The organism is Pseudomonas mangiferae (genome assembly GCF_007109405.1).
In the GTDB taxonomy this organism is placed as follows: domain Bacteria; phylum Pseudomonadota; class Gammaproteobacteria; order Pseudomonadales; family Pseudomonadaceae; genus Pseudomonas_T; species Pseudomonas_T mangiferae.
On the sequence record NZ_VJOY01000016.1, the window covers coordinates 46,731 to 69,802 of the forward strand.

At 63.1% G+C, this 23,072-nt stretch carries 19 protein-coding genes and 3 tRNA genes; 8 read left to right on the forward strand and 14 right to left on the reverse strand.

What is annotated here, in order from left to right:
* Positions 1–119: 119 nt before the first annotated feature.
* Both FM069_RS18115 and hglS read left to right on the forward strand, forming a co-directional pair.
* Positions 120–1,052 (forward strand): LysR substrate-binding domain-containing protein, encoded by a 933-nt coding sequence (locus FM069_RS18115; RefSeq protein WP_143489780.1) that lies wholly within the window; start codon positions 120–122, stop codon positions 1,050–1,052.
* A gap of 80 nt (positions 1,053–1,132) precedes the next feature.
* Entirely contained in the window at positions 1,133–2,545 is a 1,413-nt protein-coding gene (gene hglS, locus FM069_RS18120; protein ID WP_143489781.1) for a 2-oxoadipate dioxygenase/decarboxylase HglS, read from the forward strand.
* Between the two features lie 70 nt (positions 2,546–2,615).
* On the opposite strand, the gene FM069_RS18125 is transcribed toward hglS, so the two are convergent.
* The 5 genes from FM069_RS18125 to FM069_RS22450 all read right to left on the reverse strand — a co-directional run bounded on the left by FM069_RS18125 (position 2,616) and on the right by FM069_RS22450 (position 9,550).
* A complete protein-coding gene (locus FM069_RS18125; protein WP_143489782.1) occupies positions 2,616–3,245 on the reverse strand; it encodes a trimeric intracellular cation channel family protein in 630 nt (209 codons plus the stop codon).
* A 5-nt stretch (positions 3,246–3,250) separates the two neighbouring features.
* Complete coding sequence (gene gorA / locus FM069_RS18130) at positions 3,251–4,606, reverse strand: glutathione-disulfide reductase (RefSeq protein WP_143489783.1); 1,356 nt, start codon at positions 4,604–4,606, stop codon at positions 3,251–3,253.
* A gap of 123 nt (positions 4,607–4,729) precedes the next feature.
* Complete coding sequence (gene galU, locus FM069_RS18135) at positions 4,730–5,569, reverse strand: UTP--glucose-1-phosphate uridylyltransferase GalU (protein WP_143489784.1); 840 nt, start codon at positions 5,567–5,569, stop codon at positions 4,730–4,732.
* Between the two features lie 242 nt (positions 5,570–5,811).
* Complete coding sequence (locus FM069_RS18140) at positions 5,812–7,734, reverse strand: trypsin-like peptidase domain-containing protein (RefSeq protein WP_143489785.1); 1,923 nt, start codon at positions 7,732–7,734, stop codon at positions 5,812–5,814.
* Positions 7,735–7,918: 184 nt separating this feature from the next.
* Positions 7,919–9,550, reverse strand: coding sequence for a methyl-accepting chemotaxis protein (locus FM069_RS22450; RefSeq protein WP_143489807.1), 1,632 nt, complete (start codon positions 9,548–9,550; stop codon positions 7,919–7,921).
* 207 nt (positions 9,551–9,757) lie between these two features.
* Here FM069_RS22450 and yddG point away from each other — a divergent pair, with 207 nt between their 5' ends.
* On the forward strand, positions 9,758–10,669 hold the full coding sequence (gene yddG, locus FM069_RS18150; protein WP_143489786.1) for an aromatic amino acid DMT transporter YddG: 912 nt from the start codon (positions 9,758–9,760) through the stop codon (positions 10,667–10,669).
* Positions 10,670–10,672: 3 nt separating this feature from the next.
* On the opposite strand, the gene FM069_RS21670 is transcribed toward yddG, so the two are convergent.
* From FM069_RS21670 to FM069_RS18170, 5 genes are all read right to left on the reverse strand, one after another.
* Positions 10,673–10,849, reverse strand: a complete 177-nt coding sequence (locus FM069_RS21670; RefSeq protein WP_178106838.1) for a hypothetical protein — start codon at positions 10,847–10,849, stop codon at positions 10,673–10,675.
* Between the two features lie 303 nt (positions 10,850–11,152).
* Positions 11,153–11,479 (reverse strand): hypothetical protein, encoded by a 327-nt coding sequence (locus tag FM069_RS18155; RefSeq protein ID WP_143489787.1) that lies wholly within the window; start codon positions 11,477–11,479, stop codon positions 11,153–11,155.
* Positions 11,480–11,836: 357 nt separating this feature from the next.
* Positions 11,837–11,921 (reverse strand) — tRNA-Leu (locus FM069_RS18160).
* Between the two features lie 64 nt (positions 11,922–11,985).
* Positions 11,986–12,061, reverse strand: a tRNA-His gene (locus FM069_RS18165).
* A 34-nt stretch (positions 12,062–12,095) separates the two neighbouring features.
* Positions 12,096–12,172: transfer RNA gene (locus tag FM069_RS18170), tRNA-Arg, on the reverse strand.
* A gap of 268 nt (positions 12,173–12,440) precedes the next feature.
* Between FM069_RS18170 and folD the strand changes: the two genes are divergently transcribed.
* A complete protein-coding gene (gene folD / locus FM069_RS18175) occupies positions 12,441–13,295 on the forward strand; it encodes a bifunctional methylenetetrahydrofolate dehydrogenase/methenyltetrahydrofolate cyclohydrolase FolD (RefSeq protein ID WP_143489788.1) in 855 nt (284 codons plus the stop codon).
* Between the two features lie 51 nt (positions 13,296–13,346).
* Here folD and cysS read toward each other — a convergent pair whose 3' ends face one another.
* Both cysS and FM069_RS18185 read right to left on the reverse strand, forming a co-directional pair.
* Complete coding sequence (cysS, locus tag FM069_RS18180; RefSeq protein ID WP_143489789.1) at positions 13,347–14,729, reverse strand: cysteine--tRNA ligase; 1,383 nt, start codon at positions 14,727–14,729, stop codon at positions 13,347–13,349.
* Positions 14,730–14,830: 101 nt separating this feature from the next.
* On the reverse strand, positions 14,831–16,504 hold the full coding sequence (locus tag FM069_RS18185) for a glutamine--tRNA ligase/YqeY domain fusion protein (protein WP_143489790.1): 1,674 nt from the start codon (positions 16,502–16,504) through the stop codon (positions 14,831–14,833).
* Between the two features lie 120 nt (positions 16,505–16,624).
* Between FM069_RS18185 and FM069_RS18190 the strand changes: the two genes are divergently transcribed.
* Entirely contained in the window at positions 16,625–17,122 is a 498-nt protein-coding gene (locus FM069_RS18190; protein WP_143489791.1) for a peptidylprolyl isomerase, read from the forward strand.
* A 5-nt stretch (positions 17,123–17,127) separates the two neighbouring features.
* Complete coding sequence (gene lpxH, locus FM069_RS18195) at positions 17,128–17,853, forward strand: UDP-2,3-diacylglucosamine diphosphatase (protein WP_143489792.1); 726 nt, start codon at positions 17,128–17,130, stop codon at positions 17,851–17,853.
* Between the two features lie 9 nt (positions 17,854–17,862).
* On the opposite strand, the gene miaE is transcribed toward lpxH, so the two are convergent.
* The gene (miaE, locus tag FM069_RS18200) at positions 17,863–18,462 is read right to left on the reverse strand and encodes a tRNA-(ms[2]io[6]A)-hydroxylase (RefSeq protein ID WP_143489793.1); all 600 of its coding nucleotides are present in this window, start codon (positions 18,460–18,462) and stop codon (positions 17,863–17,865) included.
* Positions 18,463–18,600: 138 nt separating this feature from the next.
* Here miaE and FM069_RS18205 point away from each other — a divergent pair, with 138 nt between their 5' ends.
* The gene (locus tag FM069_RS18205; protein ID WP_143489794.1) at positions 18,601–19,464 is read left to right on the forward strand and encodes a universal stress protein; all 864 of its coding nucleotides are present in this window, start codon (positions 18,601–18,603) and stop codon (positions 19,462–19,464) included.
* A gap of 12 nt (positions 19,465–19,476) precedes the next feature.
* On the opposite strand, the gene FM069_RS18210 is transcribed toward FM069_RS18205, so the two are convergent.
* Positions 19,477–19,953: a DUF1289 domain-containing protein gene (locus FM069_RS18210; protein ID WP_143489795.1), complete on the reverse strand. Its 477-nt coding sequence runs from the start codon at positions 19,951–19,953 to the stop codon at positions 19,477–19,479.
* Between the two features lie 383 nt (positions 19,954–20,336).
* Here FM069_RS18210 and acnB point away from each other — a divergent pair, with 383 nt between their 5' ends.
* Positions 20,337–22,946: a bifunctional aconitate hydratase 2/2-methylisocitrate dehydratase gene (gene acnB, locus FM069_RS18215; protein WP_143489796.1), complete on the forward strand. Its 2,610-nt coding sequence runs from the start codon at positions 20,337–20,339 to the stop codon at positions 22,944–22,946.
* The last annotated feature ends 126 nt before the right edge of the window (positions 22,947–23,072 follow it).

The following is a 23,072-nucleotide window of genomic DNA, read 5'->3' on the forward strand; positions in this document are numbered from 1 at the left end:
CGAGTCTCCCGTAGCGGTCGCCTAGAACCCGGGCAGTATCGAACCGATTCCGGCGGGCCAACAAACGACCTTTATTCGCCTTATCATTCCCTGCATTCATGAAAGCATCGGAACGAGCCATGTCGAAACGATTGATGCCCTCCATGGCGGCCCTGCAGTGCTTCGAGGCAGTGGCGCGGCACTTGAGCTTCACCCGGGCGGCGGAGGAACTGCACCTCACCCAGAGCGCCGTGAGCAAGCAGGTGGCCCAGCTGGAGCAGATGCTCCAGCACTTGCTGTTCCGCCGCATCCGCCGGCGCCTGCAACTCACTCCGGCCGGCTCGCTGTACCTGGCCGAAGTGAACAAGATCCTCGCCCAGGTGGAGATGTCCACCCACTACATCCTGTCCTACGGGGGCGAGACCGAAGTGCTCAAGGTCGCCACCCAGCCCACCTTCGGCGCCCGCTGGCTGATTCCCCACCTGAAGGGGTTCCGCCATCGCCATCCCAACATCCACCTGGACATTCGTAACGAACTGGCCCCCTTCGACCTGATGCAGGCGAAGGCCGACGTGGCGTTCTTCTACGGCCAGGGTGCCTGGCCGGGCGCCGAGTGCATCCCGCTGTTCGGCGAGGAGGTGGTGCCGGTCTGCGCCCCGGAGCTGCTGCCCGCCTCGCCCCTGGGCAGCCCGCTGGACCTCACCCGCCTGGTGCTCCTGCAGTGCGCCTCCCGCCCCCAGGCGTGGCACGAGTGGTTTCTCGCCCAGAACCTGCACAGCGAGCACAGCTACCACGGGCCGCGTTTCGAAACGTTCTACATGTGCATCCGCGCCGCCCAGGTGGGCTGCGGCGTCGCGCTGGTGCCGCGCTTCCTGGTGGAGGACGAACTGGACGAGGGCAAGCTGGTGATTCCTTGGACGTATCCCCTGGCCGGCTCCGGCAGCTACTTCATGGCCTACGCGGAGCATGCCGTGGACGTGCCGAAGATCCGCCATTTCGTCGACTGGGTGAGGGAGCGGATCGAACCTCAGGCCACGCCGGACCCGGCGGCCTTGCATTCCTCCGCAGAATGATTGCCCGAGCATTAGTCGTTTGTCTCCGGCACGGCGGCTGGTGAGAATCGTCCATCGCCCGCCTTTCACAGGAGCCGCTCATGACTGCCCAGGCCTTCGTCCCGCCGGATGAGATCCGTGCGCGTTTTTCCCAAGCCATGTCGAACCTGTACCGCAGCGAGGTCCCGCTCTATGGCGAGCTGCTGGCGCTGGTAGCGGAGGTCAACCGGAACGTCCTGGCGGACAGGCCGGCGCTGGCGGAACAGTTGGCACTGACCGGCGAGCGGGAGCGCCTGGACCTGGAGCGCCACGGTGCCATCCGTGTGGGCACGGCCGACGAGCTGGCGACCCTGCGCCGGTTGTTCGCCGTGATGGGCATGCAGCCGGTGGGCTACTACGACCTGTCCACCGCCGGCGTACCGGTGCACTCCACCGCCTTTCGCGCCGTTCACGAGGACGCCCTGCAGCGCAGCCCGTTCCGGGTCTTCACCTCCCTGCTGCGCCTGGAGCTGATCGACGATCCGGCCCTGCGAGAGCGGGCCACCGCCCTCCTCGCCCGACGCCGGATCTTCACGCCCGAGGCCTTGCGCCTGATCGAGACGCACGAGCGTGACGGCGGGCTGGAAGCGGACGACGCTGTCCGTTTCGTCGTCGAGGCGCTGGAGACGTTTCGCTGGCACCGCCAGGCCACGGTGGACGCCGAGACCTACCGCCAGCTCAACGAACAGCACCGCCTGGTGGCCGATGTCGTGGCGTTCAAGGGCCCTCACATCAACCACCTCACGCCGCGAACCCTGGACATCGACGCCGTGCAGCGGACCATGCCGACCCGGGGCATCACGCCCAAGGCGGTCATCGAGGGCCCGCCGCCGCGGACGTGCCCGATCCTGCTGCGACAGACCAGTTTCAAGGCTCTGCAGGAAGAGGTGGCGTTTCTCGGCTCCGACGGCGAGGCCCAGCCGGGCAGCCACACCGCCCGGTTCGGCGAAATCGAGCAGCGCGGCGCAGCCCTCACCCCGGCGGGCCGGGCCCTGTACGATCGCCTGCTGGCGAGCGCCCGCACCCAACTGGACGACAGCGATCCCGAACGCTACCTGGCGCGCCTGTCCGAGCACTTTGCCGAGATGCCGGACGACTACGAAGCGCTGCGCCAACGCGGACTCGCCTACTTCCGCTACTTCCCCACGCGCCGGGGCCTGGCCGCCCGCCAGGACCCGGGACGCCCGACCGACCTGGACGCGTTGCTGGACGCGGGCCACCTCACCTACGAGCCGTTGGTCTATGAGGATTTCCTGCCGGTCAGCGCAGCGGGGATATTCCAGTCCAACCTGGGCGAAGCCGCTCGGGGCGACTACAGCCAGGGCGGCAATCGGTCGGCCTTCGAGGCCGCGCTGGGTTCGCCGGTGCAGGATGAGCTGGCTCTGTACGCCGCGAGCCAGCGGCGCTCCCTGCGGGCATGCGCCGATGCGCTGGGACTGGCGCCGGAGGCCCTGAGCCTGGAAGACGGCGTGTGAAACACCCGCCATCCGGTCGGCGCCCGCAGGATGCTGACCGGATGGCGGCGCTTCCAACCCGATCCTGTTATCAGGCCTTGTCCCGGTCCAGCAGGTGGAAGCTGGGCAACGCCAGGTGCCAGCGGATCGCCGACAGGCGCGTCAGCAACACCACCAGCATCGCCAGCACGGTGGCCACACCGTGGGACGCCCCCACGCCCAGGAGGGCGACGAAGACCAGCGAACCGGCGATGCAGGCGGTGGCGTAGATTTCCTTCTGGAAGATCAGCGGTATCTCGTTGCAGATGATGTCCCGCATGACCCCGCCGGCCACCCCGGTGATGACGCCCATGATCACCGCCGTGCTCAGGGGCACGTCATGGCGCATCGCGACCTCGGTCCCGTACACGGTGAACACCGCCAGGCCGAAGGCGTCGGCTATCAGCAGGCCGGTCTCATGGATCGGCCGGGTCAGGCGCACCCACAATACGGTCCCCACCGCCGCCAGGGACGCGACGAGGATATAAGTGTCGTCGCGAATCCAGCTCACCGGGTGATTGCCAAGGATCACGTCCCTCAGGGTGCCGCCGCCCAAGGCAGTGATCACCGCGATTACCAGCACCCCGAACAGATCCATGGACTTGCGCCCCGCCATCAGCGCCCCGGTGATGGCGAACACCGCCACGCCGAACAGGTCGGCGATATAGAAGAGGGTCTGCATGAACGTCAGGCATCCCGCGGCTTGCGCAGGGTGACGAACTCTTCTGCCGCGGTCGGGTGCACGCCGATGGTTTCGTCGAACACGCGCTTGGTGGCGCCAGCCCGCAAGGCCACTGCCAGCCCCTGGATGATCTCCCCGGCCTCCGGCCCCACCATGTGGCAGCCCAGTACCCGGTCGCTCTCCGTATCCACCACCAGCTTCATGTAGGTACGCTCGGGATCGTCGGTAAGGCTCAGCTTCATCGGCCGGAACCGACTCTCATAGACCTTCACCGTATGCTCCTTGCGCGCGTCTTCCTCGGTCAGGCCGACCGTGGCGATGTTGGGCAGGCTGAAGACGGCGGTGGGGATCGCCTGATAATCCAGCGGACGGTATTGGTCCGGGGCATACAGCCGCCGCGCCAGCGCCGTCCCTTCGGCCAGGGCCACCGGCGTCAGTTGCACCCGGCCGATCACGTCACCGATGGCCAGGATCGAGGGCTCCCGGGTCTGGTAGTCATCGTCCACCTCGATGAAGCCGCGGTCGTCCAGTTCCACGGCCGTGTTCTCCAATCCCAGGCCATCCAGCATGGGCCGACGCCCCGTGGCGTAAAAGACACAATCCGCCTCCAGCTGGCTTCCGTCCCGCAAGGTGGCCTGGATGGCCCCGTTCTCCAAGCGGTCGAGCCGGGCGATATCGGCATTGAAACGCAGGTCGAGGCCTTTCTTCTCCAGTTCCTCCTTGAGGTGCAGGCGAACGTCATGGTCGAAGCCCCGCAGGAACAGGTCACGCCGGTATAACAGGCTGGTCTTCGCACCCATGCCATGGAAGATCGAAGCGAACTCCACCGCGATGTAGCCGCCACCCACCACCAGCACGCGCGTGGGCAACGCCTTCAGGTGGAAGGCCTCGTTGGACGTGATCGCCAGCTCCTTGCCGGGGATATCCGGAACCTGGGGCCAGCCACCCGTGGCGATGAGGATGCGCTCGGCACTGAAGCGCTGCCCGTCCACCTCGACGGTGTGGGCGTCGATCAGGCGCGCGTGCCCCTCCAGGATTCGCACGCCGGCATTCACCAGCAGGTTTCGGTAGATGCCATTGAGGCGCTGGATGTCCTTGTCCTTGTTGGCGATCAGCGTCGCCCAGTCGAACGCTGCGCCCTGCACATCCCAGCCATAGCCGGCGGCGTGGGCCAGGGTATCGGTGAAGCTGGCGCCATAGACCAGCAGCTTCTTCGGTACGCACCCGACGTTGACGCAGGTACCGCCCAGGTAGCGGCTCTCGGCCACGGCCACCCGGGCACCGAGGTCCGCGGAAAACCGGGCGGCCCGTACACCGCCGGAGCCGGCGCCGATTACAAAGAGATCGAAGTCATGGTTCATGGCAGTTCTCCATTCAAGCCGCCAGCATACCGGAAGCCGACCGGCAGGCCAGCCAGGCGCCTGGCCTCGCTGCGCCCATAAAAAAAGCCATCCGTGAAGGATGGCTTTTCACCGGTGCGACGATCAGTACGCCTTGCCGGTCTTGTACAGGTTCTCGAAGCAATAGTTGGTGGCGTCGATGTAGCCTTCGGCGCCGCCGCAATCGAAGCGCTTGCCCTTGAAGCGGTAGGCCAGGACGCAGCCATCGCGGGCCTGCTTCATCAGCGCGTCGGTGATCTGAATCTCACCGCCCTTGCCCGGCTCGGTCTGCTGGATCAGATCGAAGATGTCCGGGGTGAGGATGTAGCGCCCGATGATCGCCAGGTTGGACGGCGCGTCCTCCGGCTTGGGCTTCTCGACCATGCTGTTCACCCGGAAGATATCGTCGCGGATCATCTCGCCGGCGATCACGCCGTACTTGGAGGTCTCTTCCGGCGGCACTTCCTGGATCGCCACGATGGAGCAGCGGAACTGGTTGTAGAGCTTGACCATCTGGGTCAGCACGCCATCACCGCCGAGGTTGAAGCATAGGTCGTCCGCCAGCACCACGGCGAACGGCTCGTCGCCCACCAGCGGACGACCGCTGAGGATGGCGTGTCCCAGGCCCTTCATTTCGACCTGGCGGGTATAGGAGAAACTGCATTCGTCGATCAGGCGGCGGATGCCGACCAGGTATTTTTCCTTGTCGGTGCCCTTGATCTGGTGTTCCAGCTCGTAGCTGATGTCGAAGTGGTCTTCCAGGGCCCGCTTGCCACGCCCGGTGACGATGGATATTTCGCTAAGGCCTGCATCAAGGGCCTCTTCGACGCCATACTGGATCAGCGGCTTGTTCACCACCGGCAGCATTTCCTTCGGCATGGCCTTGGTGGCGGGCAGGAAGCGAGTACCGTAACCGGCAGCCGGAAACAAGCATTTCTTGATCATGTCGATCCTTGAGTTGCGTGGAGGTGGATTGGCGAATCGCCGCGCAGTCTAATCAGGCCCCTATCGCCTTACAATGCCCGGTGCATCGGACCGAAACGGGGCGTATGCGCGGCGCTTAAATTCACAGACAGCACCCCGTTGCTACCGTTCATCCGGCGTGTCCGACAATCGAGACCAGGCTGTCCCTGACCCGGAAAGGAAAAAGCCGCCCGGAGGCGGCTTTTCGTTTTCTCAGGCGTCCATCACTGCGGGGCGCACATTTTCACGTCCTCGAAGGACCAGCCTTCCTGAGCCATCTGGTTCGCCAGCGCCAGGTCGCGGGTGAAGCGATGGTTGGACGCCACGCCCCGCTCGTAGCCCCGGTTGTAGAGGCGGTAGACCGGGACGGTACCGGTCGGGCAGGCCCCTCCCACGACGTCCGTGATGTTGAAGTCGTAGCTCTCGAACTTCCAGCTGGGCTCGGCGGGGTTGTAGAAGCCCACGAGGAAGTCGCACTCCGACGTATCAGCGGTATAGAAGTGGGAATTGGGACCAAAGGCCACACCGGTAGCCGGGTTGGGCAGGGTATTGCCATAGAAGCGGCAGACCGCCTTGCTGCCACCAGCCTTGAACGTCTGGCCGGTACGCAGCCATTTTCCGACGGCACCTGTATCTACATATGCTTGTTCAGCTGGATCAGCCGTCATGAAGTAATGATTGAGATCAGGATTGAAGTATTCCACTGCGGTGCCCGTCGAGGGGATTATTGTTGCGCTCGGGCTCAACCAATCCTTGAGCTTGGCATTGTAGGCCACAGACAACAGGCCATAGTGATCCGGTTTAGTTGGCGACAGGCAGGAAGAACCACCGCCATATAGCTGGCCAATCACTTGATCGCCGCTAAACAGTGAAGAACCGCTGCTACCGCCCTCGGTTATGCCGCTGTTCCATATAATGCCTAAGAATGTTGCCTTGGGCAGAAAACTGGATTTACAGATAAATTTATTAGAACCACTGCTGGTACAGGTGGAGTAGCTGTCAACTTTACCATGGCTGATTTTTTGCACATCCCCGCGTGGATAATGCACTCCGAGTACTGCTTGCCCTGGTTTATAGGACGTTGCGTCAGTGCTCCACCCTGCGAACGTAGCCCCTGCGGGCGCAGCATCGAGCAGGCGCAAAAAGGCTGTATCAGTATTAGCGCTATGATAGAGAAGCTGGGCACCGCCATAGAGTGTAGTAGTGGTCGGATCGAGCGTTAGACCTTTACAGGCGGTAGCACGATAAAACCAGAAAGTTGCCAGTGAAGAGGCAGAAGTTTGGGTGGAAATGCAGTGATTAGCTGAAAGAAAATAGGGTGTCCGATCCTGGTTATTATTGTTCAACAATGTACCGGAGCATAGATAACTGTCTCCGTCATCAACGAAAATCATTTTCGCCGTAGAACGGCTCTTCACATCTAATGAAGGATCACCACCAGCCTCACATGCATAATCCACCTCGCATGCACCTGAATTGCCAAGTTTGACTTCGCTCTTGCTATCAGTGTCAGTGGGCGAGCGATAAAGGTGAGACAAGACCGGTAGACTTACATTCAGCGCATCCTTGGAAACGCCTTCAGGCAGTTCGATTTCGACCGTAATCTCATTACCCTGGATTGGTGGCGACCAATATATACGCGCATTAACCGACTGATCATCAGCGGTCAAATTACGCTCGATGGCCTGGAGAATGACACTAGCGTGGACTTCGACAGGCGTAGGATCTTGCTGAGTGTAGAAACGTACCACTGCCGAAGAGGGCAGGTTCTTTACGGCCAATCCTGCTCGAACGCTCAAGGCATCGGGCGAAATCAGGCTAATGGCGGCGATATGGCCACCCGCAGAGGTCACACGCCAATTCAATGCACTGCCCGTCAGCGAATCATCTTTCAGCGCTTCGATATCTCGACGTAAGCCAATACGCTCCGGCTGCCCCTCCTTGGCGGGCTCTGCAAGTTCTGCCCTGGTTGTGGCCAGCGGCCCTAGATCAACAACGGTGGGGGAAGGCACCAGCCGCTTTTGCTTGGGCACCATAATCTGCGCTGCAGAATCTTCGGTGGTCTGCTGCGGCAACAACGGACCCAAGCTGTCGGCTTGTGCCGACATTGACGCCAACAACACGCAACAGAGAAGAGTTTGTTTCATGTCCTGCCAATCCTTTTGGAGGTAATACGTGGAGGCTTCGCCGACTAAAGCAACGAAGCGCCTACTTTAGGCTGTCCCCCTTGTTGAGTCGACTGGCAGATGGCCATGGACCGTACCTTCAGACAGACAGTCCTCCAGCTACACACCCAAGCATTTCAACTCCTCGCTAGAAGCTGCCTCCCACCTAAACCCTGAACCGCGCTACCAGGCCATTCAGTCCCTGAGCTAGCCGGGCCAGCTCGCCACAGGCCGATGCGCTCTGGTTGGCGCCGGAAGCCGTCTGCAGCGACAGGTCCCGGATGCTCACCAGGTTGCGATCCACGTCCCGCGCCACATGCGCCTGCTCTTCAGAGGCCGTAGCGATCTGCAGGTTTCGCTCGTTGATCTCGCTGATGGCGCGAACCACATCCTCCAGGGATCGCCCGGCTTCGTCCGCCAGGCTCAAGGTGGCCGCCGCTTCGTCGCTGCTGCTACGCATGGCCTGCACGGCATGCTCGGTACCGTTCTGGATGGCGCCGATCATCTGCTCGATTTCCTGGGTGGACGACGAAGTACGGTGGGCCAGCGCCCGTACCTCGTCGGCCACCACCGCGAAGCCGCGCCCCTGCTCGCCGGCGCGAGCGGCTTCGATGGCCGCGTTGAGCGCCAGCAGGTTAGTCTGCTCGGCGATGCTGCGAATCACGTCGAGCACCTTGCTGATACCTCGCGCCTGCTCGGCCAGGCCCTGGATCTCCCCGGCCGCGTCGTTCACCCGCGCCGCCAGGCGGCGGATGGCATCCACCGTGCGGGTCACCTGCTGGTTCCCGGTCTGGGCGAAACGATCGGAGCTGCGCGCGGCTTCCGATGCCGCGTTGGCGTTGCGCGAGACCTCCTCCACCGCTGCGCTCATTTCGTTCACGGCCGTCGCCGCCTGTTCGATCTCGGCGTTCTGGCTTTCCAGACCGCGGGTCCCCTGCTCCGTCACCGTGGCCATTTCCTCGGCGGCCGAGGCCAGTTGGGTGGACGAGTCGGCAATCTGCCGGATCGCGGCATTGAGGCTGCGCTGCATGGAAGACTGGGCCGCCAACAACCGGCTCAGTTCGTCGTTGCCGGACACGCTCACCGCCCGAGTCAGGTCGCCTTTGGCGATGGACTCCGCCGACTCCAGCGCTTCACCCACCGGGCGCACGATGCTGCGGGTCAGGAGCAGGGCCAGGAGCGCGGTCAGCGACACCGCCACGACGAGGGTGACAATGATGCTCAAGCGGCTTGCTGCATAGGTATCGCCGGCCGCCGTACCCGCCTGGCGCGCACCGTCGGTGTTGTAGGTGCTCAGTTCATCCAGGACTTTTTCCAGCTCCTTGCCAGCGCTGCGCGCGGGCCCATTGGCCTGGGTAGACGCCGCCGCAGCCTGCTGCTGGGCCTGCAGATCCATGACCTGCTGCTGGGCCGCGCTATAGGTATCGAACACTGCGCGCACGCGCTGCAAGAGCTCCTGCTCGCGGGCGCCTGACACCAGCTCGCGCTGATAGCGCTCCGCGGTCTGCTGGAAATCCTGCCGGTACCCCTGGACCAAGCCACTGTCGATACGAGCCGCCGCGCCACCATCGCTCAGGATGAGCCCCCGCCAGGTTTCCAGGCGCATACGCAACGCATCCTTCTGCATGCGTTCGGCCGCCTGGATGCTGGCCATCCAGTTGGTCTCGATGTCCTGCTCGGCGTGGTACAGGTTGCTCAGTTTGGAGAGGGAGAACAGGCCGATCAGCACCGCAAGCAGCGTGATGAGCGCAAAGCAGAACGTCGCCCGCGGGGCGAGATCGAAACGACGAAGGAACATGGCAGCCACCCAGCTTCCGTGATCATGACGCCAACCCGGAATCGGGTTGGTCCGACGCCGCACCTGAACGCCCCGATGCAGGAGCTGGATGCTTACGCTGGAGCATAGCAGCCCGGCTTGACTCGGTTAGGCGAGCCAATGGGCCGCTTCATCGTCGCTCCATGCGGGCTTCCACCGTAGAATCGGCCGCTCGACGAGGCCTATCCCATGACATCACCGAACGAACGAACCGCCACGCTCTGCGGCCTGGGCGCCATCCTGCTCTGGAGCTCGGCAGCCGGGCTCATCCGCAGCGTGGCTGAAGCCCTTGGCCCGGTGGGGGGCGCCGCCACTATTTATACGATCGGAACCGTGCTGCTGCTTATGATGTTCGGCAGGCCCCGGCTTCGCGCGCTGCCTCGCCCGTACCTGATCGCCGGAAGCGCATTGTTCGTCGCCTACGAAATCTGTTTTTCGCTGTCGCTGGGTTTCGCCAAGGACCGCGCCCAAGCCATCGAAGTGGGTATCGTCAATTACCTATGGCCCTGCCTGACAGTGGTGCTGGCTATCGCCATGAATGGCCAGCGCGCGACCTGGGCCATCGTTCCCGGCACCCTGCTCGCACTTTTCGGCATCTTCCGCGTGGTGAGCGGCGAAGGGTTCGCCTTGGACAGCACGCTCGACCACCTCGCCAGCAACCCTGTCAGCTATGGACTGGCCGCCACGGGCGCGCTGCTGTGGGCACTCTACTGCAACGTGACCCGCCGCTTCGCCGACGGCAAGAACGCGGTCACGCTGTTCTTCGCGCTTACCGCTCTTGCGCTGTGGCTAAAGTATGCGATGAGCCACGAGCCTGTTCTGGCGCTGAACTCCGGAAATCTGCTGCAGGCAATCGCAACCGGCTCCGCCATGGCGCTCGGTTACGGGCTGTGGAACGTTGGCATCCTGCGAGGCAACATGACCCTGCTGGCCACTGCCTCCTATTTCACGCCTGCCCTGTCATCGGCCTTCGCCGCGTTCTGGCTGGGTATCCACCTCACCCTGCCATTCTGGCAAGGCACCCTGATGGTGACGGGCGGCTCACTGCTCTGCTGGTGGGCGACTCGACAGCCACGAAAAGGGTCGGCTCAGAGTGGGTGATGCCTAGGCATCGCGCTTCGGCGGACGCTGCAACGGAGCGACACCCGCATCGGGATTCACGATCTCTTCCACGAGAGAACCCGGGTCCTCGTTGCCTGGGTCATTGATACCGGGAGGTACGCTGCCTTTATCCTGAGGGACCGGCTGCGGATGATACGGATTGGTCGGCTTTTCGCTCATGTCGTTTCTCCTGCGAGCTCATTTTCTGTTTGAGGCGGCGAAGCAGGAGGACGTTCGATCGGAAAGAAGCCAATCGTCCAGTTATGCTCCAAGCGAGAAACCTCTCAAGCGCGTCATGATATTCAGACGATAAACATCCAAGACCTCTGCACCCTTTAAAAGATGGAAGAGAGTGATCCCGGATAAGGAAGTAATTACGTCAAACACATACCGAAACGCCGTATTTTTTATTCACAACTGCACGCTTTCGACAGGCATGACAATACCGCGAGCAGATTTCTGAGAGGAAGCATGAATCACTGCTCAATCAACCTTGGCTGGCCCCAACACTTTGCTGGTTTTAGGCCATACCATATACCCTACCCAATGCTGTTTATCGCTGGAACAATGAATGAGAAATTCATTCTCACCAAAAATGTTGGGCTGATATCGATAATATTTGCAGTTTCTGACTTGCGCAGCAGCCAATGCACTCATTATTCCCTCATGGAAATCGTATCTCCATGGCCCTGAAAATCGAACGATTGTAATTCCCTGATCATTTCTTATGACATAGGTGGGCACCATCATCTTGACGAGCACACCAGCTGCAATCAATAAAAAAGCGTAAAACAACAATCTCCCGCTCATCGGATTCCCTCTACAGGATAGACTCTAACTTAGCCAATTAACAAATCAACCAGTCCAAGCCGGACCAAATAACGCTTGATCCCAGCTAATTATAGAACTGGTGGAAGTAAACTCCGACAGTAGCGCCGCAATCGCCTCCAACCCTTATATCAAGGGAAAAAGCTTTTTTTATAATCAAGGTAACGAATTACGCTAATTGATGGATTCGAAAAAAAAAAGCCGCATGCGGTTTTACACGCACCACTGAGAGGCTTTTTATAAGGTATCAACGAAGTAAAAAACCTCCAATGAACATCCATTGGAGTTACCACGATATAGAAGGTGAAGATGCTTGACGAGGGATCGTCGAAGCTGAAATGGTGCGGACGGAGAGACTCGAACTCTCACACCTTGCGGCGCCAGAACCTAAATCTGGTGTGTCTACCAATTCCACCACGTCCGCATACGCCACCGGGCGGTGACGCTTGAAACAAAAACGCCAGGCATTGAGCCTGGCGTTTGGAATATGGGGTGGACGATGGGAATCGAACCCACGACACCAGGAGCCACAATCCTGTGCTCTACCAACTGAGCTACGCCCACCATATTGCCGTTTGCTTGAGCCAAAGCTGCCAAATGGCACGCCCGGCAGGACTCGAACCTGCGACCATCCGCTTAGAAGGCGGATGCTCTATCCAGCTGAGCTACGGGCGCCTATCCATCTGCACGCGCAGACCTTTAAGCGTTTGGCTCCGACATCACCGTCAGGCGCTGCCTTTGCCTTCTTACCCAGCAGCTGGCTGTGCTCGACAAGCGGGGCGAATGTTATCCATGGGCCGATCCGCCGTCAACACTCCGGGCAAAAAAATTTTAGAAAGATAAAGGGCTTACGCCGATTCCGCGGTCTGCGCCTTTGCCGCTTCGGCACGCCATGCGAGAATACGCGCCCTTTTTCAGCGCTCCGATGGGTCCTTCACGCGCCATGACCGCACAACTGATCGATGGCAAGGCGATCGCCGCCCAACTTCGCCAGCAGATAGCCCAACGCGTCGCCGAACGCCGCCAGCAGGGACTGCGTGCGCCCGGCCTGGCCGTGATCCTGGTGGGTACCGATCCGGCCTCGCAAGTCTACGTCGCCCACAAGCGCAAGGACTGCGAAGAGGTGGGCTTCCTTTCCCACGCCTACGACCTGCCCGCCGACACCTCTCAGGATGCGTTGATGGACCTGATCGACACACTCAACGCCGATACCGATATCGACGGCATCCTCGTGCAGCTGCCGCTCCCCCAGCATCTGGATGCCTCGCTGCTGCTGGAACGGATCAGCCCGGACAAGGACGTCGACGGCTTCCACCCCTACAACATCGGGCGTCTGGCCCAGCGCATGCCCAAGCTGCGCCCGTGCACGCCCAAAGGCATCATCACCCTGCTGAACAGCACGGGTGTCGATCTCTACGGCATGCATGCGGTGGTGGTGGGCGCGTCCAACATCGTCGGCCGTCCCATGGCGCTGGAGTTGTTGCTCGCCGGCTGCACCGTGACGGTGACCCATCGCTTCACCAAGGACCTGGCTGGCCACGTCGGCAGCGCCGATCTGGTGGTGGTGGCGGCAGGCAAGCCCGGGCTGGTCAAGGGTGAATGGATCAAACCGGGCGCCATCGTGATCGACGTCGGCATCAACCGTCAGGATGACGGCAAGCTGGTAGGCGACGTGGTCTACGAGACCGCCCTGCCCCGCGCCGGCTGGATCACGCCGGTGCCCGGCGGCGTCGGCCCCATGACCCGCGCTTGCCTGCTGGAAAATACGCTCTACGCAGCCGAGCACCTGCACGCCTGAGCATGCAACGCACCAAAAAAGGCCGCTCGAAGCGGCCTTTTTCATGTGCGATCAGTCAGCCAGGCGCCAGGTCGTGCCGCCCTTGCCGTCCTCCAGCACCACGCCCAAGGCGGACAACTGATCACGGATCCGATCCGACTCCGCCCAGTTCTTGTCGGCACGCGCCTGCAAGCGCGCCTGGATCAGCGCGTCCACCTGGGTCGCATCCACCCGGTTCGCCGCACCCGCCTGCAGGAAGGCCTCAGGTTCGAGCTGCAGCACGCCCAGCACCTCGGCCAGCGCCCTGAGACGCGCGCCCAGGGCAGCCGCGGCCTCCAAGTCCTGCTCGCGCAGGCGGTTCACCTCCCTCGCCAACTCGAACAACACCGCACAGGCTTCCGGCGAGTTGAAGTCATCGTTCATCGCCGCGGTGAAGCGCTCGACGAACGACTCGCCACCCGCGGGCGCCGCAGCCGGCAACCCTTTCAAGGCGTTGTAGAAGCGGTCCAGGGCTGCCTTCGCTTCCTTGAGGCTGTCCTCGGAATAATTGATCGGGCTGCGGTAGTGGCTGGAGACCAGCAGGTAGCGCACCACCTCGGGATGGTACTTCTCCAGCACCTCGCGGATGGTGAAGAAGTTGCCCAGGGACTTGGACATCTTTTCCCCGTCCATCCGGACGGCGCCGGCGTGCATCCAGACGGAAGCGTATGGCTTGCCAGTGGCCGCCTCGCTCTGGGCGATCTCGTTCTCGTGGTGCGGGAACACGAGGTCAGGGCCGCCGCCATGGATGTCGAAGGTTTCGCCGAGGCAGCAAGTGGACATCACCGAGCACTCGATGTGCCAGCCGGGACGCCCCTCGCCCCAGGGCGACGTCCAGCTCGGCTCGCCCGGCTTCACACCCTTCCACAGGACGAAGTCCAAGGGGTCTTCCTTCGCCTCGTCCACCTCGACCCGGGCACCGATGCGCAGGTCCTCGATCTTCTTGCGGGACAACTTGCCGTAGCCGGCGAAGCGGCCGATCCGGTAATAGACGTCGCCATTGCCCGGGGCGTAGGCGTAGCCGTTGTCGATCAGCGTCTGGATCATCCGGTGCATGCCGTCGATGTGGCCGGTGGCCCGCGGCTCGATGTCCGGACGCAGGACCGACAGGCGCGCCTCGTCCTCGTGCATGGCGGCGATCATGCGCTCGGTCAGTGCCTCGAAGGACTCACCGTTCTCCTGGGCGCGCCGAATGATCTTGTCGTCGATGTCGGTGACGTTGCGCACATAGGTCAGGGCGTAGCCGGAGTGCCGGAGCCAGCGCGCGATCACGTCGAACGCCACCATCACCCGCCCATGACCGATATGGCAGAAGTCGTACACCGTCATGCCGCACACGTACATGCGCACCGTGTTGCCTTCCAGCGGCGTGAAGACGTCCTTGGTTTTACTGAGGGTGTTGTAGATGGTAAGCATGCTCGACCTTCGATCAGCGACAAACGCAAGACGGCGCCTTCTTCGCGCCGTCGATGGAAACGGTCACGGCCCTGGCCGTGACCGGTGAAGACACCGTGCGGTCAGCCCTGGCCCCAGGAATCGCGCAGGGTAACGGTGCGGTTGAAGACCAGATGGCCCGGCCGGGAATCCCGCGAATCCACGCAGAAGTAGCCTTCGCGCTCGAACTGGAAGCGCTCCCCGGCCAGGGCCTCGGCGAGGCCCGGCTCGGCGCGACACCCCGACAGCACCACCAGGGAATCCGGGTTGATGTTGTCGAGGAAGCTGCCCCCCTCCTTGGCCTTCTCCGGGTTCGGCGACGCGAACAGGCGATCGTACAGCCGCACTTCGCATTCGACGCTATGGGCCGCGGGCACCCAGTGGATTACGCCCTTGACCTTGCGCCCTTCCGGGTTCTTGCCCAGGGTGTCCGGATCGTAGGAGCAGCGCAACTCGACCACGGTACCGTCGGCATCACGGATGGCCTCGTCCGCGCGGATCACGTAGCTGCCCCGCAGGCGCACTTCGCCGTTGGGCTCCAGACGCTTGTAGCCCTTGGGCGGGTTTTCCATGTAATCGTCGCGGTCGATGTACAGCTCGCGGGCGAACGGCAGGACCCGCATGCCCATGTCTTCCTTCGGATGACGAGGCAACTCCAGGCTCTCTTCTTGCCCGTCTGGGTAATTGGTGATCACCACCTTGAGCGGGCGCAGCACACACATCGCCCGGGGCGCGTGGGCATCCAGGTCTTCGCGGATGCAGAACTCCAGCATGCCGATGTCCACTACGCCGCTGGCCCGGTTCACCCCGACCATCTCGCAGAAATTACGGATCGACTCCGGGGTGTAACCGCGCCGACGATAGCCGGACAACGTGGACATCCGCGGGTCGTCCCAACCGTTGACGTGCTTCTCGTCCACCAGTTGCTTGAGCTTGCGCTTGCTGGTGATGGTGTAGTTCAGGTTGAGCCGAGAGAACTCGTACTGCCGCGGATGGGCCGGCACCGGCAGGTTGGCGAGGAACCACTCATACAGCGGGCGATGATCCTCGAACTCCAGGGTGCAGATGGAGTGAGTGATGCCCTCGATGGCATCCGATTGACCATGGGTGAAGTCATAGCTGGGATAGATGCACCAGGCGTCGCCGGTCTGGTGGTGATGCGCATGGCGAATGCGGTAGAGGATCGGGTCGCGCAGGTTCATGTTCGGCGAGGCCATGTCGATCTTCGCCCGCAGCACCTTTTCCCCATCCTTGAACTCGCCAGCCTTCATGCGGGCGAACAGGTCGAGGTTTTCCGCCACCGAACGCTCGCGGAACGGGCTGTCGCGGCCCGGCTCGGTGAGAGAACCCCGGTACTCCCGGGCCTGTTCCGGTGTCAGGTCGCACACATAGGCCTTGCCCGCCTCGATCAACAGCACGGCCCAGGCATGGAGCTGGTCGAAATACTGGGAGGCGTAGCGCACGTCGCCGGTCCATTGGAAACCCAGCCAGCGCACGTCCGCCTCGATGGCGTCGATGTATTCCTGGTCTTCCTTGGCCGGGTTGGTGTCATCGAAGCGCAGATGGCAATCGCCGCCGAATTCTTGGGCCAGGCCGAAGTTCAGGCAGATCGACTTGGCGTGGCCGATGTGCAGGTAGCCGTTCGGCTCCGGCGGAAAGCGGGTGACCACTTTCGCATGCTTGCCGGCTTCCAGGTCGGACTGGACCACGGCGCGAAGGAAGTTGGTGGCGACGACGGGGGTATCGGGCTTGCTCATGGGGTCCTTGTTCGTGCTGCGGGCGGCAAGGGTAGGCCGCTCCAATCAAAGCGCTTATCATAGCCGAAGCTGTCAACCCCCTGACAGGCTTTCGATTTCCTCGATGGAGCGTTTCCCCCGATGATCAAACTGCACACCAACCATGGCGTCATCACCCTGCAGCTCTTCAAGGACAAGGCGCCCGAGACCGTCGCCAACTTCGAGGAGTACGTGAAGGCCGGCCACTACGACAACACCATTTTCCACCGGGTCATCAGCAACTTCATGGTCCAGGGCGGTGGCTTCGAACCGGGCATGAAGCAGAAGACCACCCGCGCCTCCATCAAGAACGAAGCCAACAACGGCCTTTCCAACAAGATCGGCACCGTGGCCATGGCCCGCACCATGGAACCGCACTCCGCCTCGGCGCAGTTCTTCATCAACGTCTCCGACAACACCTTCCTCAACCACAGCTCGCCGACCGTGCAGGGCTGGGGCTATGCCGTGTTCGGCGAAGTGGTGGACGGCATGGACGTGGTGATGAAGATCAAGGACGTCGCCACCACCATGCGCGGCGGCCACCAGGACGTCCCGGTCGACGACGTGATCATCGAAAAAGCCGAGATCGTCGCCGAGTAATACCGTTGACCGTACTGCTGATCTCCGATCTGCACCTGGAAGAGGAACGCCCGGACATCACCCGGGCGTTCCTGCATTTCCTGGCGACCCGCGCCGCCGATGCCGAGGCGCTGTACATCCTGGGCGATTTCTTCGAGGCCTGGATCGGCGACGATGCCATGACCCCGTTCCAGCACGACATCGCCCGCGCCCTGCGGCGCCTGAGCGACGGCGGCACCCGGGTGTTCCTGATGCATGGCAATCGCGACTTTCTCATCGGGCAACGCTTCTGCCGCGAAGCCGGCTGCACCCTGCTGCCAGACCCCAGCGTGGTGGAGCTGGCCGGCGAACGGGTGCTGCTGATGCACGGCGACAGCCTGTGCACCCGGGACCTGGCCTACATGCGCCTGCGTCGCTGGCTGCGCAACCCGCTGACCCTCTGGCTCCTGCGCCACCTGCCGCTGAAGACCCGCCATGCCCTGGCGCGCCGGCTGCGCAAGGAAAGCCAGATGCAGACCCGACAGAAAGCCGCCGAGATCGTCGACGTCACCCCCGAGGAAATCCCCCGGGCGATGCATCAGTATCGCGCCCGCCGGCTGGTCCACGGGCACACCCACCGCCCGGCCGAGCACGCCCTCGTCGTGGAGGGTGAACCGGCGACGCGCATCGTGCTGGGCGACTGGGATCGCCAGGGCTGGGCGCTGCAGGTGGACGCCCAGGGGTTCCTGCAGGCGCCCTTCCCGCTCGCCTGAGGCCGCCGCTCAGGCGGCGGCGCCGCTATGGAAGCGGAATTCCTTGTCGGGCGTGAGGATCGCCTCGCGTTCCACGTCGGCGAAGAAGGCGATACGCTCGTCGATGGGTGCTCCTGCGTAATCCCGCGCCATCTTCAAATAGCCCTCGTAGTGACGGGCCTCGGACTTCAGCAGCGAGCGGTAGAAATGCCCCAACTCCTCGTCCAGATGAGGCGCCAGGCGATAGAAACGCTCGCAGGAACGGGCCTCGATAAAGGCTCCGATGATCAACGTATCGATCAGCTTGTGGGGCTCGGCACTGCGCATGTGCTTGTGCAGCCGTTGTGCGTAGAGCGATGCGCTGACCGGCCGGTAGGGAATGCCGCGCTTGATCATCAGCGCCGAGACCTGCTCGAAATGCCGCAGCTCTTCCCGGGCCAGGCGCGACAGCCGGTACTGCAATTCGGACCGCTCGATGTAGCGGAACAGCAGCGCCATGGCCGTCGAAGCGGCCTTCTTCTCGCAATTGGCGTGGTCGATCAGGAGGATGTCCTGGTGGTGCAGGGCCTGCTCGATCCAGGCGGGAGGCGTGGGGCACAGCAGGAAACGTTCGATTTCGGGCGGCAACATGGCGGTCTGGCTGCGGTCACAAAAAACGGAGCATTATACGGCCCTGTGCCGCCTGGGTCAGCGAGTGTGATCCAGATCAGGGCCGCCCTCCGCCGTGCGGCATTACAGTGCCCCCGACCATCGCCCAGGGAGACGTTCATGCAAGCCATCCGCAGCATTCTGGTGATCGTGGAAGCCAACCGTACCGACGACCTCGCCCTCAAGCGGGCCAAGCTGATCGCTGGGGTCGCCCAGTCCCACCTGCACCTGCTGGTGTGCGATCGCAAAGAGGACCATGCCGCGCGCCTGGAGACCCTGGCCGGCGAGCTGCAGGGCGAAGGCTATAGCGTCAGCACCGAGCAGTTCTGGCAAGACAACCTCCAGCAGACCATCGCCTCGGTGCAACAGGCGGAAGGCTGCGGGCTGGTCATCAAGCAGCACGTACCGGACAACCCGCTGAAGAAGGCCCTGCTGACGCCCGACGACTGGAAGATCCTGCGCCACTGCCCGGTGCCCGTGCTGATGGTGAAGAGCGAGCGGCCCTGGACCGGCGGCGCGGTGCTCGCGGCGGTGGACGTGGGCAACCACGACAGCGAACATCGCACGCTGCACGCCAGCATCATCAACCACGGCTTCGACATCGCCCGCCTCGCCCATGGCGAACTCCACGTGCTGACCGCCCACCCGTCTCCCATGCTGTCGGCCGCCGACCCCACGTTCCAGCTCAAGGACAGCATCGAGGCCCGCTATCGCCAGCAATGCCAGGCTTTCCAGCAGGAATACGCCATCGCCGACGACCGCCTGCATATCGAGGAAGGCCCGGCCGATGTGCTGATCCCTTACGTCGCCCAGCAGCTCGGGGCCGTGGTGACGGTGATCGGTACCGTGGCCCGTAGCGGGCTGTCGGGCGCGCTGATCGGCAATACCGCCGAAGTGGTGCTGGATAACCTGGAAAGCGATGTGCTGGTGCTCAAGCCCGACGCCATCATGGCGCAGCTCGAGGACTTGGTGGCGCAGCGCTGAGGACCCTTGGCCTCAGACACGGATCTCCATGCCCTCGCGCAGGAAGCGCGGAGCGATGTAGCGCTCGTAGTGGGCCTCAGAGAGCAGGAAGAACTCCCGGTCGATGGCATCGCGCAGGGCAGGCAAGGTCCAGTCGCGGAACTCAGGCAACAGCACCAGCCCATAGGCCTCCAGCCGGTTGATCACCCGCGAACCCCGGGCGATCAACTGGTAGGCCCAGCAATACGGGGACTGCTCCGGCAGGAAGCGTACCTGGCGCTCCTCAAGCTGCCGCCGCAAGGAGAGAGCGTCGAAGACTTCCACCTTGGCTTCCATCACCTGCACCAGGAGCGACTCCAGGCGACGCCAGACCGCCCGCTTCTCTTCGTCGCCGTACAGGTTCCAGTTCACCACCTCGTGGTGGAAGCGCTTGCAGCCGCGGCACACCAGATCGCCGTAAACCGTGGAGCACAGGCCTACGCAGGGCGTCTTGATGCGTTGATTGGACATGGGGCAGCGGCAACGAAGGAAAGCGGAAAACGCCGATGTTAGCCTTTTGTCCACCCCCGGTCGACGGCGCGTGGCTTAACTTTGCCACTACTATCCAGTAGAATCGTCCCGCCTTTAAGGCGCCAATGTCCGTTGGAAGCTGTTTTCAAAGCGTCACGAGCACAGTCGATCCGGCAGGAAACCCTTGGCGCTGAGCATTCGACCCTCTCGGGTGCCCACGCCAGCCCTCATCAGGCCCTTCCTTCCGGCGTAAAACTTTGAAAGCAGCTTCCGGAGGGAATCCGCAACCTCGGCCGAGCGGCCCATGAAGCCGCGAGGCGCCTGCGTTCGCTTCCCGATGAGCGTCCCGGACAACTCTTGGGACAACTGATGAGGGTAATACTGTGCTTGAAGCCTACCGCAAACATGTCGAAGAGCGTGCCGCTCAGGGCGTCGTGCCCCAGCCGCTGAACGCCGAACAAACCGCAGGCCTGGTCGAGCTGCTGAAGAACCCGCCGGCCGGCGAAGAAGCCTTCCTCGTCGACCTGATCACCAACCGCGTGCCGCCAGGCGTCGACGAAGCCGCCTATGTGAAGGCCGGTTTCCTCTCCGCCATCGCCAAGGGCGAAGCCAGCTCCCCGCTGATCAGCAAGAAGCGCGCGGTGGAGCTGCTGGGCACCATGCAGGGCGGCTACAACATCGTCACCCTGGTGGACATGCTGGACAGCCCCGAGCTGGCCGCGACCGCCACCGAGCAGCTCAAGCACACCCTGCTGATGTTCGACGCCTTCCACGACGTGTCCGAGAAGGCCAAGGCCGGCAACGTCCACGCCAAGGCGGTCCTGCAGTCCTGGGCCGAGGGCGAGTGGTTCAAGGCCCGCCCGGCCATCGCCGAGAAGTACACCCTCACCGTCTTCAAGGTGCCGGGCGAAACCAACACCGACGACCTGTCCCCAGCGCCGGACGCCTGGTCCCGCCCGGACATCCCGCTGCACGCCTTGGCCATGCTGAAGATGGCCCGCGACGGCATCCAGCCGGAGCAGCCCGGTGTGATCGGCCCGCTCAAGCAGATCGAAGAAGTCAAGGCCAAGGGCTTCCCGGTCGCCTACGTGGGCGACGTAGTGGGCACCGGCTCCTCCCGCAAGTCCGCCACCAACTCGGTACTGTGGTTCTTCGGTGACGACATCCCCTACGTGCCGAACAAGCGTGCCGGCGGCTTCTGCTTCGGCTCCAAGATCGCCCCGATCTTCTACAACACCATGGAAGACGCCGGCGCCCTGCCGATCGAATTCGACGTGTCCGCCCTCGAAATGGGCGACGTGATCGACGTCTACCCCCATGCCGGCAAGGTCACCAAGCACCACAGCGACGAGGTGCTGGCCACCTTCGAACTGAAGACCCCGGTGCTGCTGGACGAAGTCCGCGCCGGCGGCCGTATCCCGCTGATCGTCGGCCGCGGCCTGACCGAGAAGGCCCGCGCCGAGCTGGGCATGGGCCCGTCCGACCTGTTCAAGAAACCGGAAGCCCCGGTGGACAGCGGCAAGGGCTATACCCTGGCGCAGAAGATGGTCGGTCGCGCCTGCGGCCTGGAAGAAGGCAAGGGCGTGCGCCCGGGCACCTACTGCGAGCCGAGGATGACCACCGTCGGCTCCCAGGACACCACCGGCCCGATGACCCGCGACGAATTGAAGGACCTGGCCTGCCTGGGCTTCTCCGCCGACCTGGTGATGCAGTCCTTCTGCCACACCGCGGCCTATCCGAAGCCCATCGACGTCAAGACCCACCACACCCTGCCGGACTTCATCCGCACCCGTGGCGGCGTGTCCCTGCGTCCGGGCGACGGCATCATCCACAGCTGGCTGAACCGCATGCTGCTGCCCGACACCGTCGGCACCGGCGGCGATTCCCACACCCGCTTCCCCATCGGCATCTCCTTCCCGGCCGGTTCGGGCCTGGTGGCCTTCGCCGCGGCGACCGGCGTCATGCCGCTGGATATGCCGGAATCCGTGCTGGTGCGCTTCAAGGGCAAGATGCAGCCCGGGATCACCCTGCGTGACCTGGTGCATGCCATCCCCTACTACGCCATCCAGAAAGGCCTGCTGACCGTCGAGAAGAAAGGCAAGAAGAACATCTTCTCCGGCCGCATCCTGGAGATCGAAGGCCTCGAGAGCCTCACCGTCGAGCAAGCCTTCGAACTCTCCGACGCGTCCGCCGAACGCTCCGCCGCCGGTTGCACCATCAAGCTGTCGAAGGAATCCATCGCCGAGTACCTGAAGTCCAACATCACCCTGCTGCGCTGGATGATCGGCGAAGGCTATGGCGACCCCCGCACCCTGGAGCGCCGCGCCAAGGCCATGGAAACTTGGCTGGCCAACCCGGAACTGCTGCAGGCCGATGCCGACGCGGAGTACAGCGAAGTCATCGAGATCGACCTGGCCGACGTCAAGGAGCCCGTGCTCTGCGCGCCGAACGACCCGGACGATGCCCGCCTGCTGTCCCAGGTGGCCGGTGACAAGATCGACGAGGTCTTCATCGGTTCCTGCATGACCAACATCGGTCACTTCCGCGCGGCCGGCAAACTGCTGGACAAGGTCAAGGGCTCCATCCCCACCCGCCTCTGGCTGTCGCCGCCGACCAAGATGGACCAGCACCAGCTGACCGAGGAAGGCTATTACGGCATCTACGGCAAGGCCGGCGCACGCATGGAAATGCCGGGCTGCTCGCTGTGCATGGGCAACCAGGCGCGCGTGGCGTCCAACAGCACCGTGGTATCCACCTCCACCCGTAACTTCCCGAACCGCCTGGGCGACGGCGCCAACGTCTACCTGGCCTCCGCGGAACTGGCGGCGGTGGCCTCGATCCTCGGCAAGCTGCCGAGCGTCGAGGAGTACATGCAGTACGCCGCGAACATCGACAGCATGGCGGCGGACGTGTACCGCTACCTGAGCTTCGACCAGATCGCCGAGTACCGCGAAGTGGCCGCCAGCGCCAACATCCCGGTGGTTCAGGCCTGATCCATCACGTGATGAAAAAGCCCCGCCTCGTGCGGGGCTTTTTATTGGGCGCCATACGACCGATGCATTTCAGGGGAGCATATGGCGCTCGCCAGGGTCAGACACAAAGTGCCCAGACGGGCTGAA

Excerpts from the sequence above, each read along its gene's own strand:
- FM069_RS18115 (WP_143489780.1), top strand. The coding sequence starts at position 120 with ATGTCGAAACGATTGATGCCCTCCATGGCGGCCCTGCAGTGCTTCGAG.
- hglS (WP_143489781.1), top strand. The coding sequence starts at position 1,133 with ATGACTGCCCAGGCCTTCGTCCCGCCGGATGAGATCCGTGCGCGTTTT.
- FM069_RS18125 (WP_143489782.1), bottom strand. The coding sequence starts at position 3,245 with ATGCAGACCCTCTTCTATATCGCCGACCTGTTCGGCGTGGCGGTGTTC.
- gorA (WP_143489783.1), bottom strand. The coding sequence starts at position 4,606 with ATGAACCATGACTTCGATCTCTTTGTAATCGGCGCCGGCTCCGGCGGT.
- galU (WP_143489784.1), bottom strand. The coding sequence starts at position 5,569 with ATGATCAAGAAATGCTTGTTTCCGGCTGCCGGTTACGGTACTCGCTTC.
- FM069_RS18140 (WP_143489785.1), bottom strand. The coding sequence starts at position 7,734 with ATGAAACAAACTCTTCTCTGTTGCGTGTTGTTGGCGTCAATGTCGGCA.
- FM069_RS22450 (WP_143489807.1), bottom strand. The coding sequence starts at position 9,550 with ATGTTCCTTCGTCGTTTCGATCTCGCCCCGCGGGCGACGTTCTGCTTT.
- yddG (WP_143489786.1), top strand. The coding sequence starts at position 9,758 with ATGACATCACCGAACGAACGAACCGCCACGCTCTGCGGCCTGGGCGCC.
- FM069_RS21670 (WP_178106838.1), bottom strand. The coding sequence starts at position 10,849 with ATGAGCGAAAAGCCGACCAATCCGTATCATCCGCAGCCGGTCCCTCAG.
- FM069_RS18155 (WP_143489787.1), bottom strand. The coding sequence starts at position 11,479 with ATGAGCGGGAGATTGTTGTTTTACGCTTTTTTATTGATTGCAGCTGGT.
- folD (WP_143489788.1), top strand. The coding sequence starts at position 12,441 with ATGACCGCACAACTGATCGATGGCAAGGCGATCGCCGCCCAACTTCGC.
- cysS (WP_143489789.1), bottom strand. The coding sequence starts at position 14,729 with ATGCTTACCATCTACAACACCCTCAGTAAAACCAAGGACGTCTTCACG.
- FM069_RS18185 (WP_143489790.1), bottom strand. The coding sequence starts at position 16,504 with ATGAGCAAGCCCGATACCCCCGTCGTCGCCACCAACTTCCTTCGCGCC.
- FM069_RS18190 (WP_143489791.1), top strand. The coding sequence starts at position 16,625 with ATGATCAAACTGCACACCAACCATGGCGTCATCACCCTGCAGCTCTTC.
- miaE (WP_143489793.1), bottom strand. The coding sequence starts at position 18,462 with ATGTTGCCGCCCGAAATCGAACGTTTCCTGCTGTGCCCCACGCCTCCC.
- FM069_RS18205 (WP_143489794.1), top strand. The coding sequence starts at position 18,601 with ATGCAAGCCATCCGCAGCATTCTGGTGATCGTGGAAGCCAACCGTACC.
- FM069_RS18210 (WP_143489795.1), bottom strand. The coding sequence starts at position 19,953 with ATGTCCAATCAACGCATCAAGACGCCCTGCGTAGGCCTGTGCTCCACG.